Source organism: Neisseria sp. HMSC066H01 (genome assembly GCF_001837375.1).
Classification (GTDB): Bacteria; Pseudomonadota; Gammaproteobacteria; order Burkholderiales; family Neisseriaceae; genus Neisseria.
On record NZ_KV832195.1, the window covers coordinates 218,361 to 232,806 of the forward strand.

At 50.1% G+C, this 14,446-nt stretch carries 16 protein-coding genes and 3 tRNA genes; 6 read left to right on the forward strand and 13 right to left on the reverse strand.

The window, feature by feature from the left end; translation table 11 throughout:
- Positions 1-57: 57 nt before the first annotated feature.
- The 3 genes from HMPREF2551_RS07895 to HMPREF2551_RS07900 all read left to right on the forward strand — a co-directional run bounded on the left by HMPREF2551_RS07895 (position 58) and on the right by HMPREF2551_RS07900 (position 330).
- Positions 58-131, forward strand: a tRNA-Cys gene (locus HMPREF2551_RS07895).
- A 10-nt stretch (positions 132-141) separates the two neighbouring features.
- Positions 142-219 (forward strand) — tRNA-Cys (locus HMPREF2551_RS10615).
- A 21-nt stretch (positions 220-240) separates the two neighbouring features.
- A tRNA-Leu gene (locus tag HMPREF2551_RS07900) sits at positions 241-330 on the forward strand.
- 318 nt (positions 331-648) lie between these two features.
- Here the strand turns inward: HMPREF2551_RS07900 and rfaD are convergent.
- From rfaD to lpxK, 10 genes are all read right to left on the reverse strand, one after another.
- Complete coding sequence (gene rfaD, locus HMPREF2551_RS07905; protein WP_070838288.1) at positions 649-1,653, reverse strand: ADP-glyceromanno-heptose 6-epimerase; 1,005 nt, start codon at positions 1,651-1,653, stop codon at positions 649-651.
- Between the two features lie 60 nt (positions 1,654-1,713).
- Positions 1,714-2,217: a hypothetical protein gene (locus HMPREF2551_RS07910; RefSeq protein WP_070838290.1), complete on the reverse strand. Its 504-nt coding sequence runs from the start codon at positions 2,215-2,217 to the stop codon at positions 1,714-1,716.
- An 80-nt stretch (positions 2,218-2,297) separates the two neighbouring features.
- The gene (gene rfaE1, locus HMPREF2551_RS07915) at positions 2,298-3,260 is read right to left on the reverse strand and encodes a D-glycero-beta-D-manno-heptose-7-phosphate kinase (protein WP_070838292.1); all 963 of its coding nucleotides are present in this window, start codon (positions 3,258-3,260) and stop codon (positions 2,298-2,300) included.
- 55 nt (positions 3,261-3,315) lie between these two features.
- Positions 3,316-4,056, reverse strand: a complete 741-nt coding sequence (gene pyrF, locus HMPREF2551_RS07920; protein ID WP_070838294.1) for an orotidine-5'-phosphate decarboxylase — start codon at positions 4,054-4,056, stop codon at positions 3,316-3,318.
- Between the two features lie 110 nt (positions 4,057-4,166).
- Positions 4,167-4,814, reverse strand: a complete 648-nt coding sequence (gene adk, locus HMPREF2551_RS07925) for an adenylate kinase (protein ID WP_070764948.1) — start codon at positions 4,812-4,814, stop codon at positions 4,167-4,169.
- 72 nt (positions 4,815-4,886) lie between these two features.
- Positions 4,887-5,405 carry a 3-deoxy-manno-octulosonate cytidylyltransferase gene (locus tag HMPREF2551_RS07930; RefSeq protein WP_070838296.1) on the reverse strand — a complete coding sequence of 173 codons (519 nt, stop codon included), beginning with the start codon at positions 5,403-5,405 and terminating at the stop codon, positions 4,887-4,889.
- Positions 5,406-5,415: 10 nt separating this feature from the next.
- Positions 5,416-6,177, reverse strand: coding sequence for a 3-deoxy-manno-octulosonate cytidylyltransferase (gene kdsB, locus HMPREF2551_RS07935; RefSeq protein WP_070838298.1), 762 nt, complete (start codon positions 6,175-6,177; stop codon positions 5,416-5,418).
- Positions 6,174-6,356, reverse strand: coding sequence for a Trm112 family protein (locus HMPREF2551_RS07940; protein ID WP_003679524.1), 183 nt, complete (start codon positions 6,354-6,356; stop codon positions 6,174-6,176). Before HMPREF2551_RS07940 ends, kdsB begins: the two co-directional genes overlap by 4 nt.
- A gap of 94 nt (positions 6,357-6,450) precedes the next feature.
- Positions 6,451-7,035, reverse strand: coding sequence for a DUF2059 domain-containing protein (locus HMPREF2551_RS07945; RefSeq protein ID WP_070838300.1), 585 nt, complete (start codon positions 7,033-7,035; stop codon positions 6,451-6,453).
- 114 nt (positions 7,036-7,149) lie between these two features.
- Positions 7,150-8,175 (reverse strand): tetraacyldisaccharide 4'-kinase, encoded by a 1,026-nt coding sequence (gene lpxK / locus HMPREF2551_RS07950; protein ID WP_070838302.1) that lies wholly within the window; start codon positions 8,173-8,175, stop codon positions 7,150-7,152.
- Positions 8,176-8,357: 182 nt separating this feature from the next.
- Here lpxK and xseA point away from each other — a divergent pair, with 182 nt between their 5' ends.
- The 3 genes from xseA to HMPREF2551_RS07965 all read left to right on the forward strand — a co-directional run bounded on the left by xseA (position 8,358) and on the right by HMPREF2551_RS07965 (position 11,421).
- Complete coding sequence (gene xseA / locus HMPREF2551_RS07955) at positions 8,358-9,707, forward strand: exodeoxyribonuclease VII large subunit (RefSeq protein WP_070838305.1); 1,350 nt, start codon at positions 8,358-8,360, stop codon at positions 9,705-9,707.
- Between the two features lie 123 nt (positions 9,708-9,830).
- Positions 9,831-10,610, forward strand: coding sequence for a CDP-diacylglycerol--serine O-phosphatidyltransferase (gene pssA, locus HMPREF2551_RS07960; RefSeq protein WP_036490182.1), 780 nt, complete (start codon positions 9,831-9,833; stop codon positions 10,608-10,610).
- 1 nt (position 10,611) lies between these two features.
- On the forward strand, positions 10,612-11,421 hold the full coding sequence (locus HMPREF2551_RS07965; protein ID WP_070838306.1) for a sulfite exporter TauE/SafE family protein: 810 nt from the start codon (positions 10,612-10,614) through the stop codon (positions 11,419-11,421).
- 84 nt (positions 11,422-11,505) lie between these two features.
- Here the strand turns inward: HMPREF2551_RS07965 and HMPREF2551_RS07970 are convergent, their stop codons facing one another.
- The 3 genes from HMPREF2551_RS07970 to HMPREF2551_RS07980 form a co-directional block, all read right to left on the reverse strand.
- A complete protein-coding gene (locus HMPREF2551_RS07970) occupies positions 11,506-12,186 on the reverse strand; it encodes a sulfite exporter TauE/SafE family protein (protein ID WP_003680951.1) in 681 nt (226 codons plus the stop codon).
- Positions 12,187-12,296: 110 nt separating this feature from the next.
- Positions 12,297-13,337, reverse strand: a complete 1,041-nt coding sequence (locus tag HMPREF2551_RS07975; protein ID WP_049323555.1) for an ABC transporter permease — start codon at positions 13,335-13,337, stop codon at positions 12,297-12,299.
- A gap of 36 nt (positions 13,338-13,373) precedes the next feature.
- The gene (locus HMPREF2551_RS07980; RefSeq protein ID WP_003746080.1) at positions 13,374-14,429 is read right to left on the reverse strand and encodes an ABC transporter permease subunit; all 1,056 of its coding nucleotides are present in this window, start codon (positions 14,427-14,429) and stop codon (positions 13,374-13,376) included.
- Between the last annotated feature and the right edge of the window lie 17 nt (positions 14,430-14,446).

Here is a 14,446-nt window from a genome sequence, read left to right on the forward strand (position 1 = left end):
GAGTTCGAGACTCGTTTCCCGCTCCAGTTTCATACTACAACACTCAAACGTAGTTTTGGCGAGATAGCAAAGTGGTTATGCAGCGGATTGCAAATCCGTCTACGCCGGTTCGATTCCGACTCTCGCCTCCATCCCTTTCATGGCGGGGTGGCAGAGTGTTTATGCTATAAGGGGTGCAACCCTTATACAGGCCGGTTCAAATCCGCGCCCCCGCCTCCAATTTCTCAATTTACTGTCTACGCCCGGGTGGTGAAATAGGTAGACACAACGGACTTAAAATCCGTCGGCCCTAAACCGGCCGTGCCGGTTCGATTCCGGCTCCGGGCACCATTTACCGCTTTTAGGCGGTTATTTTTTTGTCTATTACAATCTACAAAACAAGAACTTTCAGTTATTTTTACAGGCCATAACCTTAGCCTATTTATACCTATTTACATCTAATTATCCCAACCGCTTTTAGAAAAGTAATCAACCAACACCCCATCAGATATCCCCTGATAAGCTAAATCTTTTATAAAACATGAGTTTTGAAAATACTATTCCAATTTCCATCGAAGAAAAGTAAATTTCTTATTTTAAAATTTCCCAAAGTGATGAGGCCGTCTGAAAATCTTTTTCAGACGGCCTCATCATTCAAACCAGAAAGACTTAAACCAAGTTCTCCAGCATCCATTTCACGTAACGGCTGACGCCTTGTTTTACATCCAAGAATTCTTCTTTATACCCGGCTTCGCGCAGCTTGGTAATATCGGCTTGAGTAAAGCTTTGATATTTGCCTTTAAGTGCATCTGGGAATGGAATATAGCGAATAAGTTCTTCTTCAACCAACTCTTTCAAACTCATTTCAGGCTTGCCTTCGGCTGCACGGTAGGCGTTGACGGTGGCGGCGGCAAGTTCGTTAAACTGTTGGCTGCGGCCTGTACCGAGGTTAAAAATGCCTGAAAGCTCGGGATGATCAAAGAAGTAAAGGTTAACTTTGGCGACGTCTTCTACGCTGACAAAATCGCGGGTTTGTTCGCCGTTGCCGTAGCCGTCATTGGCGCCAAACAGGTTAACATAGCCGTGTTCGCGGTATTGGTGGAAATGATGGAAGGCGACGGATGCCATACGGCCTTTGTGTTGCTCCTGCTGTCCATATACGTTGAAGTAGCGGAAGCCGACGACTTGGGCGGTCAGGCCTTCTTTCATGCGGCGGCGCAATACTTGGTCAAACAAGAATTTAGAGTAGCCGTACACATTGAGTGGTTTTTCCAGTTCGCGCTCTTCGCGGAAGATTTCGCCTTTGCCGTACACGGCGGCGCTGGAGGCGTAGAGGAACGGAATACGTTCGTCCTGACACCAGTCCAAAAGGTCGAGCGTGTACTGATAGTTGTTGTCCATCATATAAAGGCCGTCGTGGTTCATGGTGTCGGAACATGCGCCTTGATGGAAAACCGCTTCGATATTATCGTAAGGCAGAAGATGGCCGCGCACTTGGCGGATGAATTCGTGTTTATCGAGATAATGGGCAATTTCACACTCGGCAAGGTTTTTAAATTTTTCGCCTTTGCTCAGATTGTCGACGGCAACAATGTCGGTAATACCGCGCTGGTTAAGTGCTTTAACGATGTTGCTGCCGATAAAGCCGGCCGCGCCTGTTACGATGATGGTCATATTGGATTTCCTTTGTTTTTTGTAGAGTAATTAAAAAATTCAAATCTTTTGAAGAATAATTTAATTTCCCACAACTGTCTTCAATAGGGCGATCAGAGTGGAAGCTGGAATGGAATCTATCCCCTTCTCAATCAATTTACTTAAAGCTACATCTTTCATCTTGCTTAATTCTCTAAGGAAAAAGTTCTTATCCTCCTTCTTAATATCTGATTCTCCTATTTTTTGTTCAAATATCTTATAAATTGTATCCTGATGTAACTTAACAGTAACAACACCCAAAATAGCTGACAATCCACCATCATCCTCTAGAAAATCAAAAGCTTTTTCCGTTGGTGTTATCAGCGACCAGACTATATTTGGTATTTCACTCTCTAAATAATCCAAATAAGCAGATTCATTGTATAAAAGCATTTCATGCATTTTTAAATATAATATTGTTCCAATAACTTCTTTCTCACCATACTGTTGTAATAAACTAGAATAAAACTCCTCCTCTGGGCGTTCTGGAAATTTTTCAGTTATATGTTTAAGTATTTTTTCTTGAAGTTCCCTATTAATCTTCATTAAAACCATCCTAAATTAATTTGATTTTTTAAATACTCTATATTTTTTTAATATTGACATAAGGTCGTCTGAAAAAGAAATTACTGCTCTTCCAATGCCTTGGCCAATTCGGCAAACGAGCACACCGCCGTACCAAGTTTTGCCACGACAACACCTGCCGCCGTATTGGCAAGGTGCATCGCTTCGGGCATGGTATAGCCTGCCGCCAAACCCAAGCCCACTCCGGCAATAACGGTATCGCCCGCACCGGATACATCATAGACTTCTTGAGCCCGTGTAGGCTGATAAATCGGCTCGCCCTCATTGAACAGGGTCATGCCCTCTTCGCTTCGGGTCAGCAAAATCGCATTCAAATCAAGATGACGGCGCAGGTTTTGGGCTTTTTCGGTCAAATCGTTTTCGTTTTTCCAGCTGCCCACCACTTCTTTCAATTCTGCACGATTCGGCGTAATCAGCGTAGCGCCGGCATATTTTTCGTAATCGTCGCCTTTGGGGTCGATTAAAACCGGTTTACCGGCCTGTTTCACCCAATCGATCATATCGGAAATATGCGACAGGCCGCCCTTGCCGTAATCTGAAAAAATAATGGCATCATATTCGGGCAACACTTCGCGGTATTGCTGCTTGATTTGTTCCAATACCTCACGATGCGGCGGTTCTTCAAAATCAAGTCGGATAAGCTGCTGGTTGCGAGCAACAACGCGCAGTTTGACAGTAGTCGCAATTTGCTTGTCGCGCATCAGGTAGGAAGACACACCGTCTTGCGCCATCAACGCATCCAGTGCATCCGCAGCTTCATCATCGCCGGTTACGGACAACAGCCCTGCTTTGCCGCCCAATGAGGCGATATTACGCGCAACGTTTGCCGCGCCACCCGCGCGTTGGTCGATACGTCCAATTTTCGCCACCGGCACGGGGGCTTCAGGAGAAATACGGGACACATCGCCAAACCAATAGCGGTCGAGCATCACGTCGCCGACAACCAGGACTTTGGCTTGTGCAAAACGAGATTTGAGGGTTTCTTGTTGGAACTTGGTGGGCATATTGCCTCCGTTGTGTTTTTTTCAGACGGCCTCAACCTGTAAGGTCACCTAAAAATCAGTTTGCTTCAAGGTTTACCACGCGGTTCACTTCGCGCAATACGGCTACCGGGTCGGCGGCTTGGGTAACAGGACGGCCCATTACCAGATAAGTCGAGCCTGCCGCCAATGCTTCGGCCGGTGTCATGATGCGGCGTTGGTCGTCGTTATTGCCGGCAACGTCCAAACGAATGCCGGGCGTTACCAAGACAAAATCTTGTCCCAATTCGCGGCGCAACGGTGCGGCTTCTTGGGCGGAACATACCACGCCGTCCAAGCCTGAACTTTGCGCCAGTTTCGCCAAGCGGATGACTTGTTCTTCAGGGGCGATGTTTAAACCGATTTCTGCCAAGTCGCTTTGTTCCATGCTGGTCAATACGGTTACACCAATCAAAAGCGGCTTGGTGTGATATCCGGCAACGGCTTCTACGGCGGCTTCCATCATGCGGCGGCCGCCCGATGCGTGCATATCGACCATCCAAACGCCCATATCAGCGGCCACTTTGCATGCCTGCGCGACGGTGTGGGGAATATCGTGGTATTTCAAATCGAGGAAAAGTTTGAAACCTTGATTAATTAGACTTTCTGCTAAATTACGGCCGGTTGCGGTAAACAGCTCTTTGCCGATTTTGATTTGACACAATGTCGGGTCAAGATTGCGGACAAATCCGAGCGTGTCTTTTTCGTTGGCAAAATCAAGGGCGACGATGACGGGAGTGCGGTGTTGCTGGGTTTGGAAGTCGGATATTAAGGGATTCATAAGATGCCTGCGGATAAACGGTTATAGCTTCGATTTTAACAGCTTTTGCACACAAAAGGCCGTCTGAAAGTATTTTTTCAGACGGCCTTATGATTTTACTTTGGCAAAACTTATTTGCCCAAACCTTTCAATACTTCGGCTTTCACGGCTTCTACCGGCTGAGTGCCGTCAACTTTGATGTATTTCGGCGCGTGTTCGCCTTCCAGTTTGCTGTAGAAATCAACCAAAACTTCGGTTTGCTCGTGGTAAACGGCAAGGCGTTTTTTCACGGTTTCTTCTTTGTCGTCGTCGCGTTGAATCAAATCTTCGCCGGTTACGTCGTCTTTGCCTTCGACTTTAGGCGGATTGTAGGTAACGTGGTAAGTACGGCCGGAAGCCAAATGCACGCGGCGGCCGCTCATGCGGTCGACAATCACGCTGTCGGGTACATCGATTTCAACCACGGCGTCCAAATCCACGCCTGCTTTAACCATCGCTTCGGCTTGTGCCAATGTGCGTGGGAAACCGTCAAACAGGAAACCATTTTTGCAGTCGTCTTGGGCGATGCGTTCTTTCACCATGCCGATGATGATGTCGTCGCGCACCAAACCGCCTTCATCAATAATTTTTTTTGCTTCCAAACCCAGCGGGGTGCCTGCTTTGATGGCTGCGCGGAGCATGTCGCCGGTAGAAATTTGAGGAATGCCGAATGCGGCGGTGATGAATTGGGCCTGTGTGCCTTTGCCTGCGCCGGGTGCGCCCAACAATAATACTTTCATGATGAGTCCTTCTTGGTTTATGGATTTGATGTTTGTTTAATTCTACACGCCTTGCGTTTATCGTTCAAAACTTCAGACGGCCTGCTCTGCGCCAAAGTGCTGCCACGCATCATCGCGCATTTCGATAAACCAGCTGTCTTCGGGGAAGCGTTCCAACGCGTCTTTCAACGTGGAAAGTAGGTTTTGGGACAAGGTTTTTGCCAAATATTCTTCCTCGTTGGCTTCTGCCGCTTTGTCCGGTTGTTGCGCCAAACCGAGGGCGCGTGTCCGATGGCCGTGTGCCAGATAGTTGAGCGCAATCACTTTTTGCGCCCAAAGCTGGGGAATATCGGGGCTTTCCTGCAACAACACCGATAAAATCGATACGGCGACCGCCAACCGTCCGCCGGTCATGCGCAAATCTAAGGACTGGTTGGGCGGCAGGGTGCTGAGCATTTCTGCCATGCGAAACCAAAATTCGCCGCTGGCCTCGTCTGGCGCGGCTACTTTCAACATTTCGTAGTTGAACTCTTGATCGTCGTCTTTAACCAGCAAAGCGACATCGGCAAGCAGTTTTTGTTCGTCACGGCTCAAATGGCGTAAATCATTCATGTTTTTCCTTTCAGACGGCCTCGAACACAGCCCTTACCCTGTCCAAATCTTCCTGCGTATCCACGCCGGCGGCCGGCGCTTCTCGGGCAATTTCAACGGCAATCGGATAGCCGTGCCACAAGACGCGCAATTGTTCCAGCGATTCAATGGTTTCCAAAGGAGAAACATCCATTTCGGAATAGCGCTGCAGGAAGCCTGCACGATAGGCATAAATGCCGATATGGCGTAAAACGGCTGTTTCGGAAGGCAATTCTCGTTTTTCGGTACGCATGGTGTCGCGCGGATAAGGAATCGGGGCGCGGCTGAAATAGATGGCGTTGCGGTTTTTATCGAGGACGGCTTTGACAACGTTAGGATTCATAAACTCGTCAAAATCGTGCAATTCATGGGCGGCCGTCGCCATTTGCACATTGTTTTCAACCAAAACTTCAGCCGTACGGTTGATGAGTTCGGGATTAATTAAAGGCTCGTCGCCTTGTACGTTCACGACAATCAGATGCTGCGGTAATTTCAGCGTATTGGCCGCTTCGGCAAGGCGCGTTGTACCGCTTTCGTGTTGATTGGAAGTCATGACCACTTCGACACCGTGCGCCTGACAGGCCGTCTGAATATCGGGATGGTCGGTGGCAACGACAACACGCGCAGCCTCACTTTTCGCTGCTTGTTCGGCAACGCGTACAACCATCGGTTTACCGTGAATATCGGCCAAAGCCTTGCCCGGCAGACGTGAAGAATCCAACCGCGCCGGAATCAATACGACAAATTCGGTCATGCTTTCAGTTCCTCTTCGCTCAACGCTCGTGCTTCGTTTTCCAGCATATAAGGGATGCCGTCACGAATCGGATAAGCCAACTTTGCCTGACGGCTCCACAATTCCTGTTTGTCTTGATGGTATTCGAGTTTGCCTTTGGTCACAGGACAAACAAGGATGTCTAAGAATTTTTTTTCCATGGGGTTACTTTCGGGTTTGATGGTTTTAGCGAAAATTGCTGCACTCGTTTTAGCGAAACTCGCTGCGCTCGTTTTCAGACGGCCTTAAGAGGCATCATTTTTTCCGTGCCGTTTTCTTTGTTTGCTTGGTTTGCCGTGTACAGACTTGGTCAGGATTTTTGCCGCCACACATAATCTGATGAACTTCTTGAATTAAGTCTTTGTTATAACCTGATTTTTCATATTTTTCATTAATGATGTTTATCATCGGGCCCATCGTTGTCTCAAGATAGCGCGGCATTTTATTGAGTATCGATTGCCCCACTGTCGTACCGTAAAAGTCAATCAATGCGTTGACTTCTTCCTGAGTATAAACCGTCTTTATGCCATCCAACGTCGCTTTATGTAACTGGGCACGCACTTGCGGTGTATTAATTTCAGCAATCAATTGAGTTGTATATTTCTTTAAGACTGCTTCCAACTGAGGACGTTTGTCTTCCGGCGCATTTTTCAAAAAATCCTGTATCTTTGGATCAGAGAGCACAATACCCTCGACACTTTGGAAGGTCTGATCCAACAGAGCATCCATCTTCTGTACTTGATACAAACGCTCCAGCGACGCATCGCTAGGTGTAGCGGCAAATGCATTGGCACACAAGACCAAAGCAGTAAAAGGCAACAATAAAGTTTTCAATTTCATTTTTTCTCCTTTTTAAGACTTAGGGGGAATGGCAACAATAGTAAGCAGCAATTTTTTCAGGTTCATAAATTTCCTTATTATTAAAGGCAAACCACAACAAGGAATCAATTGATTTCAGACGACCTGCCGGGAATCTTCCAGCCGTTCCAACACGAACGCCGCCAAGTCCGGCTCAATTATCGCACAAACAGGCAACACCCACACATGATTCAGGCCGTGGCCGTCTGAAAACTTGACTGCATCTTTCTCCGTAATAATGACCGTGTCCGCATTGGGCAAGTCTGCTACTGCGATGTCAGCATGGTCGGGCAGTGCGACGGTTTGGTTTAAGGTAATGCCCATATTCCGCAACGAATCGAAAAAGCGCTCCGGCTTGGCGATACCGGCGACGGCGGCGACGGTTTGATTTCCCAAACCCGCCAAATCCAATTTTTCAGACGGCCTGTTCAAACGGTAAATCCGCCCTGTTTCAATATGGCTGGCAAACATATTTTCAGACGGCCTAAACGCCGCATCTGCTTTTCCGCCGCTGACGACAACCGCATCAACGGAAGACAATCGAGACAAAGGTTCGCGCAAGCTGCCGTTGGGCAGTAAATCCAAATTAGTGCGCCCTGTATCTGCCGCAGGAAATACGGCAATTTCCATATCGCGTTGCAAGGCATAATGTTGCAAACCGTCGTCAGCCACAATCAATTCAAGCTCCGGGTGTGCCGCAAGTAATGCTCTGCCTGCTTCTGCACGGCTGCTGCCTACCGCCGTCGGCGCACCGGTTTGACGAAATAATAATAAAGGCTCGTCGCCTGCATCTGCCGCGCTGCTGGCTGTATTCAATACATGAACCGCCTTGCTCTTACGCCCGTAACCCCGGCTGATGATGCCGACCTTAATGCCCTTTTCCTGCAAACCCGACACCAGCGCGGCGACTATTGGCGTTTTCCCTGTTCCGCCTGCATGGATATTGCCGACCACCACCACTGGCACAGGCAATTTTTCGCTTTTCAGACGGCCTGAAACAAAATCATCGCGCCGTTTCGCCGCAATTTTGGCAAACAGCTTGGACAATGGTTTTAACAGTAAAGACAAAAACGGATTGGGAGATTGCCAATGGCGCTCGATAATTTGGTGGAGTTTGGGCATACGCACGGCTTTTGAAGCGAAAATCAAACGATAATATAACACAAGCCTGCCCGGACAAGGCCGTCTGAACATGCGGTTTTGATAATATTAAAACAAAGGGCGCAAGTTTCATAAAAACGAATACAACGAATCGCCCTAAAACCCTTATAATTCAGCTTTCCCCAATTTTTTTCTGTTTCGCAATGTCCGAACTCTTCGCGCCCTCCTCTATTTCCGTATCCGAACTCAACGCCCTCGCCAAAGCCTTACTGGAAGACCATCTCGCTGGCTTGTGGATTGCCGGCGAAGTATCTAATCTAACCCGTGCCGCCAGCGGACATTATTATTTCTCGCTCAAAGACAGCCACGCGCAGGTGCGTTGCGCGATGTTCAAGGGCGCGGCGGCGCGTTTGGCGAAGCCTTTGAAAGAAGGCGACCATATCGAAGTATCAGGAAAAATCAGTATTTATGAAGCGCGGGGCGAATTTCAGATTACCGTGAACGAGGTGCGGCTCAAAGGTTTGGGGCAGCTTTACGAAGCCTATGAGCGATTGAAAGCGCAGTTGCAGGCGGAAGGCGCGTTTTCAGCGGAACGCAAGAAACCCTTGCCCGCCCGTCCGCAATGTATCGGCATCGTCACCAGCCTGGCGGCGGCGGCATTACGAGATGTTGTAACCACCTTAAACCGCCGAGCGCCCGAAATCCCCGTTATCGTTTATCCGACGCCCGTTCAAGGCACAGGCAGCGAATTGCAAATTGCCCAAGCGATTAAAACCGCATCGCAACGCGCCGAATGCGATGTGTTGATTGTCTGTCGCGGCGGCGGCAGCATTGAAGACTTGTGGGCGTTTAACGAAGAGCCGGTCGTGCGCGCCATCGAAGCCTGCGCAATTCCCGTCGTCAGTGGCGTAGGACACGAAACCGATTTCACGCTCGCCGATTTTGTTGCCGACGTACGCGCGCCCACGCCGACCGGCGCGGCAGAATTGGTCAGCCCCAACCGCCAAGAATCGCTCCACCGCCTCGCCCAAGCGCAAGGCCGTCTGAAAACCGTTTTGGAACAACGCTATTTCGATGCCAGCCAAAAACTCGACTGGCTCGCGCGGCAAATCCGTCATCCGCGCCAAAAACTTGACGAGCAACGCGCTTCAATCAGCAAACTGGCGCAAACGCTGTCTTACTCGATGACGCAAAACGTCCGCGCCCACACCGCCCGTTTCGAACGCCAAACCCAAACCCTGAAACATTGCCGTCCTGATGTTTCCGTTTACAAACACAACATCGACCGCTTTCAGACGGCCTTGTCGCACGCCTTCCGCCAGCTGCTCACCCACCGCCGCCAAAGCCTGACCGCCCAAACCGCCCTGCTCGAAGCCGTCTCGCCGCAGCATATTCTGGAGCGCGGCTTCTCGGTTGTCAAAAACACACGCGGACAAGTCATCCGCAATGCCGATACGTTGAAGCAAGGGCAGAAACTGCACATCACTTTTGCCGACGGCGAAACCGACGTACGCGTGACCAAAGAGCAGGCGCAGGGCGAATTGTTTGACTGACGCAATAAAGGCCGTCTGAAATTTTATGCCGATGAAGTGAAACTACGACCGCCTTTTAAAAATCCTTAACCTGCCAATGCGGTATAATGCCTTATCTGCACCCGCAGCATATACGGAAACATTATGGACAACTCACAAAATACAGAAAATCCGATTCCACCGCGTAACTCTATCCGCAAAAACAGCATTTACCTGCTGCCCAATTCCTTTACCATCGCCGCACTGTTTTGCGCGTTTTTCGCCATCACCCAGTCCATGCACGGACGTTATGAAACGGCGGCGATTGCAGTTTTCCTTTCCATGCTGCTCGACGGTATGGACGGACGCGTGGCGCGGCTGACCAACAGCCAAAGCGCGTTCGGCGAACAGCTCGACAGCCTTGCCGATATGGTCAGCTTCGGCGTCGCGCCTGCCCTGATTGCCTACAAATGGCAACTTTGGCAGTTTGGCAAAATCGGTTATTCCGTCGCCTTTATCTACTGCGCCTGCGCCGCCCTTCGTTTGGCACTGTTCAACACGCTTATCGGCAAAGTCGACAAACGCTGGTTTATCGGCGTGCCCAGCCCGACCGCCGCTGCGTTGATTGTCGGCCTGATTTGGGTCAACCACAGCGTCGAACGCTTCCCCAACGTGCATTGGTGGGCATTGGGTATCACCCTGTTTGCCGGCATTTCCATGATTGTGCAGATTCCGTTTTGGAGCTTCAAAGAAATCAACATCCGCCGCCAAGTGCCGTTTATGGGCATGGTGTTGGCCGTATTGATTCTGCTTTTGATCAATTGGGAGCCTTCGCTCGTCCTCTTCCTGTTTTTCCTCGGTTACAGCTTGTCCGGTTATGTGATGGCAATCATCCGTTGGTTTAAAAAACGCCATAAATCACACAAACACGACAAGGCCGTCTGAAATGTGGTCTTGGGACATCATCCTTGCCCTGCTCGCCGTCGGCAGCGCGGCGGGCTTTATTGCCGGACTGTTCGGCGTAGGCGGCGGCACGCTGGTTGTCCCCGTTGTCTTATGGGCATTGCAACTGCAAGGCATAGGCAACCACCCCTATGCCCAGCATCTCGCCATCGGCACTTCCTTTGCCGTCATGGTGTTTACCACCTTCTCCAGTATGTATGCCCAGCATAAAAAACACGCCATCGATTGGGCAACCGTCCGCCGGATGACGCCGGGCATGATACTCGGCGTCCTCCTCGGCGCAGTAACGGCAAAATATATGCCGACGCTGGCTTTGCAGGTTTTCTTTATTGCATTTCTTACCCTTATCGCACTCAAAACCCTACGTGATTCCAAACCCACACCTTCACGCACCCTGCCCGCCCTCCCCGGCCTGACAGCCGCGGGCACGATTTTTGGTGCGGCTTCAAGCTGGGTCGGTATCGGCGGCGGTTCACTATCCGTTCCATTCCTACTGTATTGCAACTTTCCGGCGCACCGCGCCATCGGCACATCTTCAGGCCTGGCGTGGCCGATTGCAGTTGCCGGCACCATCGGCTATTTTGCCAACGGTTTGCCTATTGCCAACCTGCCTAAAGGTACGGCAGGCTTTATCTATCTTCCGGCCGTAGCCATTTTGAGCATTGCCACCATCCTCTTTGCTCCGCTCGGCGTAAAAACGGCGCACAAGCTGCCCGCCCGAAAACTCAAAATCGCTTTCGGTATTATGTTGCTACTGATTGCCGCCAAAATGACTTGGAATTTGATACACTAATCTTTCTTGTGAAAAGGCCGTCTGAAACTCTTTCAGACGGCCTTTTTGATTGCAAAGCAACAAACTAAATAAAACCTTTTTACCTTACCCGATTTGCCCCATTGCAAAGACGGCCAAGCGCCATATCGCCCATCCTGCCACCAACAGTCCGGCGCACAAACGAACCATGCGTTTCTGCAGAAAGGTTTTCAACTGCGCTGCAAATATGCCCATCGCGAGCAGGTTCGGCAAGGTCCCCAATGCAAACGCCAGCATATACAGCCCGCCATGCAAAGCATTGCCGCTGCCCAAGGCATACAAAGACGCGCTGTACACCAAACCGCAAGGCAGCCAGCCCCAAAGCACGCCCACGCCGAAACAGGCAGGCACCGATTTAATCGGCAGCAATTTGTTCAGCAAAGGATTCAGGCGTTTCCATATCGGTTTGCCGATGCCTTCGATTTTGGTTGCAGCAGTTGAAATACCGGCAAGATACAGACCGAGCAAAAGCAGCAAGACATTGGCGGCAATATACAAACCGTTTTGAACCGCGCGCGTATCATCCAAGGAAATGCCGACCTGCCCGACCAAGCCGACCAACAGGCCAATGACGACATAGCTGCTGATGCGTCCCAAGTTCAACAATACAATCAGCCCGATTCGGTTTAAATGGGGCGGCAGCTGCAAAGCAAAAGCGCTGCTCAAGCCGCCACACATACCGACGCAATGCGTTCCGCCAAAAAAGCCGAGCAAGAAAAGCGTAAGAAATGTGATTTCTTGATTCATGGTTTTTAATGATTCAAACGAATGGATGAGACCGTCTGAAACTTTTCAGACGGCCCTAAGAATGCAGGACAGGCTTTTCCGCCCACCCTCTTCACGCTTTAGAAAAGCAATTAACTGCGTGCGCGTACGTCAAATGCCTGACGCAAACCTTCGCCAATCATAACCAGCAAAAGCAGCATTACCGTCAGCGTAGCAACAGCAGACAGGCCGATCCACCACGCGTCCAAGTTGTCTTTGCCTTGCGCCAGCAACTCGCCCAAACTCGCCTGTGAGGCAGGTACGCCCAAGCCCAAGAAGTCCAAACTGGTCAGGGCGAGTACCGCACCGGAAATACGGAAAGGCAGGAAAGCCAATACCGGCGTCAAGCTGTTGGGCAGGATATGGCGCCACATGATTTCACGGTTGCTCACGCCCATCGCACGCGCCGCCAAAACGTAATCGGTCTGACGGTTTTTCAAAAACTCGGCGCGGACATAGTCGGACAAGCCCATCCAGCCGAAAAGCGACAGCAACACCAGCAAAATCAACAGCCCCGGATTAAAGAACGAAGACAGGATAATCAAGAGGTACAGCTCCGGCATACCGCCCCAAACCTCAATAAAACGCTGCATCAGAAGGTCGGTTTTACCGCCGAAATAACCCTGCACCGCGCCTGCAACCACGCCGATTACGGTAGTTACCACGGTCAACACCAAGGCAAACAGCAGCGAATCGCGGAAACCGTAAACCAAGCGCGCCAACAGGTCGCGTCCGCGGTCGTCCGTTCCCAAGATATGCCGTTCGGACGGTTTGGCAGGATCGGGGGCCGTATCGAAATCGTTCAAGGTATCGGCATCGTAAGGATTGGGCAGATACAGGGCAAAATTGCCGTCTGAAGTGATGTTGTGGCGGATAAGCGGATCCAAATAATCCGCAGGCGTATCGAAATCGCCGCCAAATGCGGTTTCGTTGTATTCAGTTACCAAAGGAAAGAAATACTCGCCCTGATAGCGTATCCACAAAGGTTTGTCGTTGCTCCACAAAGGCGCAAGCAAGGTAACGACAAACAAAACGGCCAAAATCCGCAAAGCCAGCCAACCGCGCTTATGTTGCTTAAAGGCTTGCCAAGTAGGGTTTGAAGTAGATTTTTTCTTTTTCATGGTTCGAAACATTCTTTAATAATGGATTGAAGATATTTTCAGACGGCCTTATTTCTGTCCGCCAAAGTGAATGCGCGGATCGACCCACGAATAAGAAATATCCGACACTAATTTAGCTAACAACCCCATCAGCGTGAACACATACAGCGTGCCCATTACGACAGGATAATCGCGTTTCATCACTGCCTCGTAAGACAGCAAACCCAACCCGTCCAGCGAGAACAGCGTTTCAATCAACAGGCTTCCGGTAAAGAATGCGCCGATAAATGCGGCCGGGAAACCGGTAATCAGAGGAATCATGGCGTTACGGAAAATATGTTTCCACAAAATCTGTTTCTCAGGCAAGCCCTTGGCTCGGGCGGTATAAACATATTGTCGGCGGATTTCTTCAAGGAACACGTTTTTCGTCAATACGGTCATCACCGCCAAGTTGCCTGCCACTGAAGCGGTAATCGGCAAGGCCATATGCCACAGATAATCTTTGACTTTACCGGCCCAAGAGAGCGTATCGAAATCATCGCCGACCAAACCGCCCTGCGGGAACCAGGCAAAAAAGCTGCCGCCGCCAAACAACACCAGCAACACCAAGCCCAAGACAAACGGCGGTACGGTATAGCCGACCAAAATAATCATGCCCGTAATCGTATCGAAACGGCTGCCATCCCTGACCGCCTTGGCAATACCCAACGGAATACATATCAAATAAGTTAGGAAAAACGTCCACAAACCCAAACTCATCGATACCGGCATTTTCTCTTTTACCAACTCAAATACGGTTTGGTGATGGAAAAAGCTCTCGCCCAAATCAAAACGGGCGAATTTCCATACCATATCGGCAAAACGCGTCAAAGGCGGCTTGTCGAAACCGTATAAAGCATTCAGCGCGGCCAAATCTTCCGCACTGATGCGGTTGCCGTTTTTGGCCAAAGTTCCGGGCATACTGTGTCCCGCCGTCTCGCCGCCAACCGCGCCCTGCGTCAGCTGCTGAACCATCTGCTCCACCGGGCCGCCGGGAACAAACTGAATCACGGCGAAAGTAATCGCCAAAATCCCCAACAGCGTGGGAATCAAAAGGAGCAAACGATGAAAGATATAACGCCACATGGTTAAGTGTTCCTCTA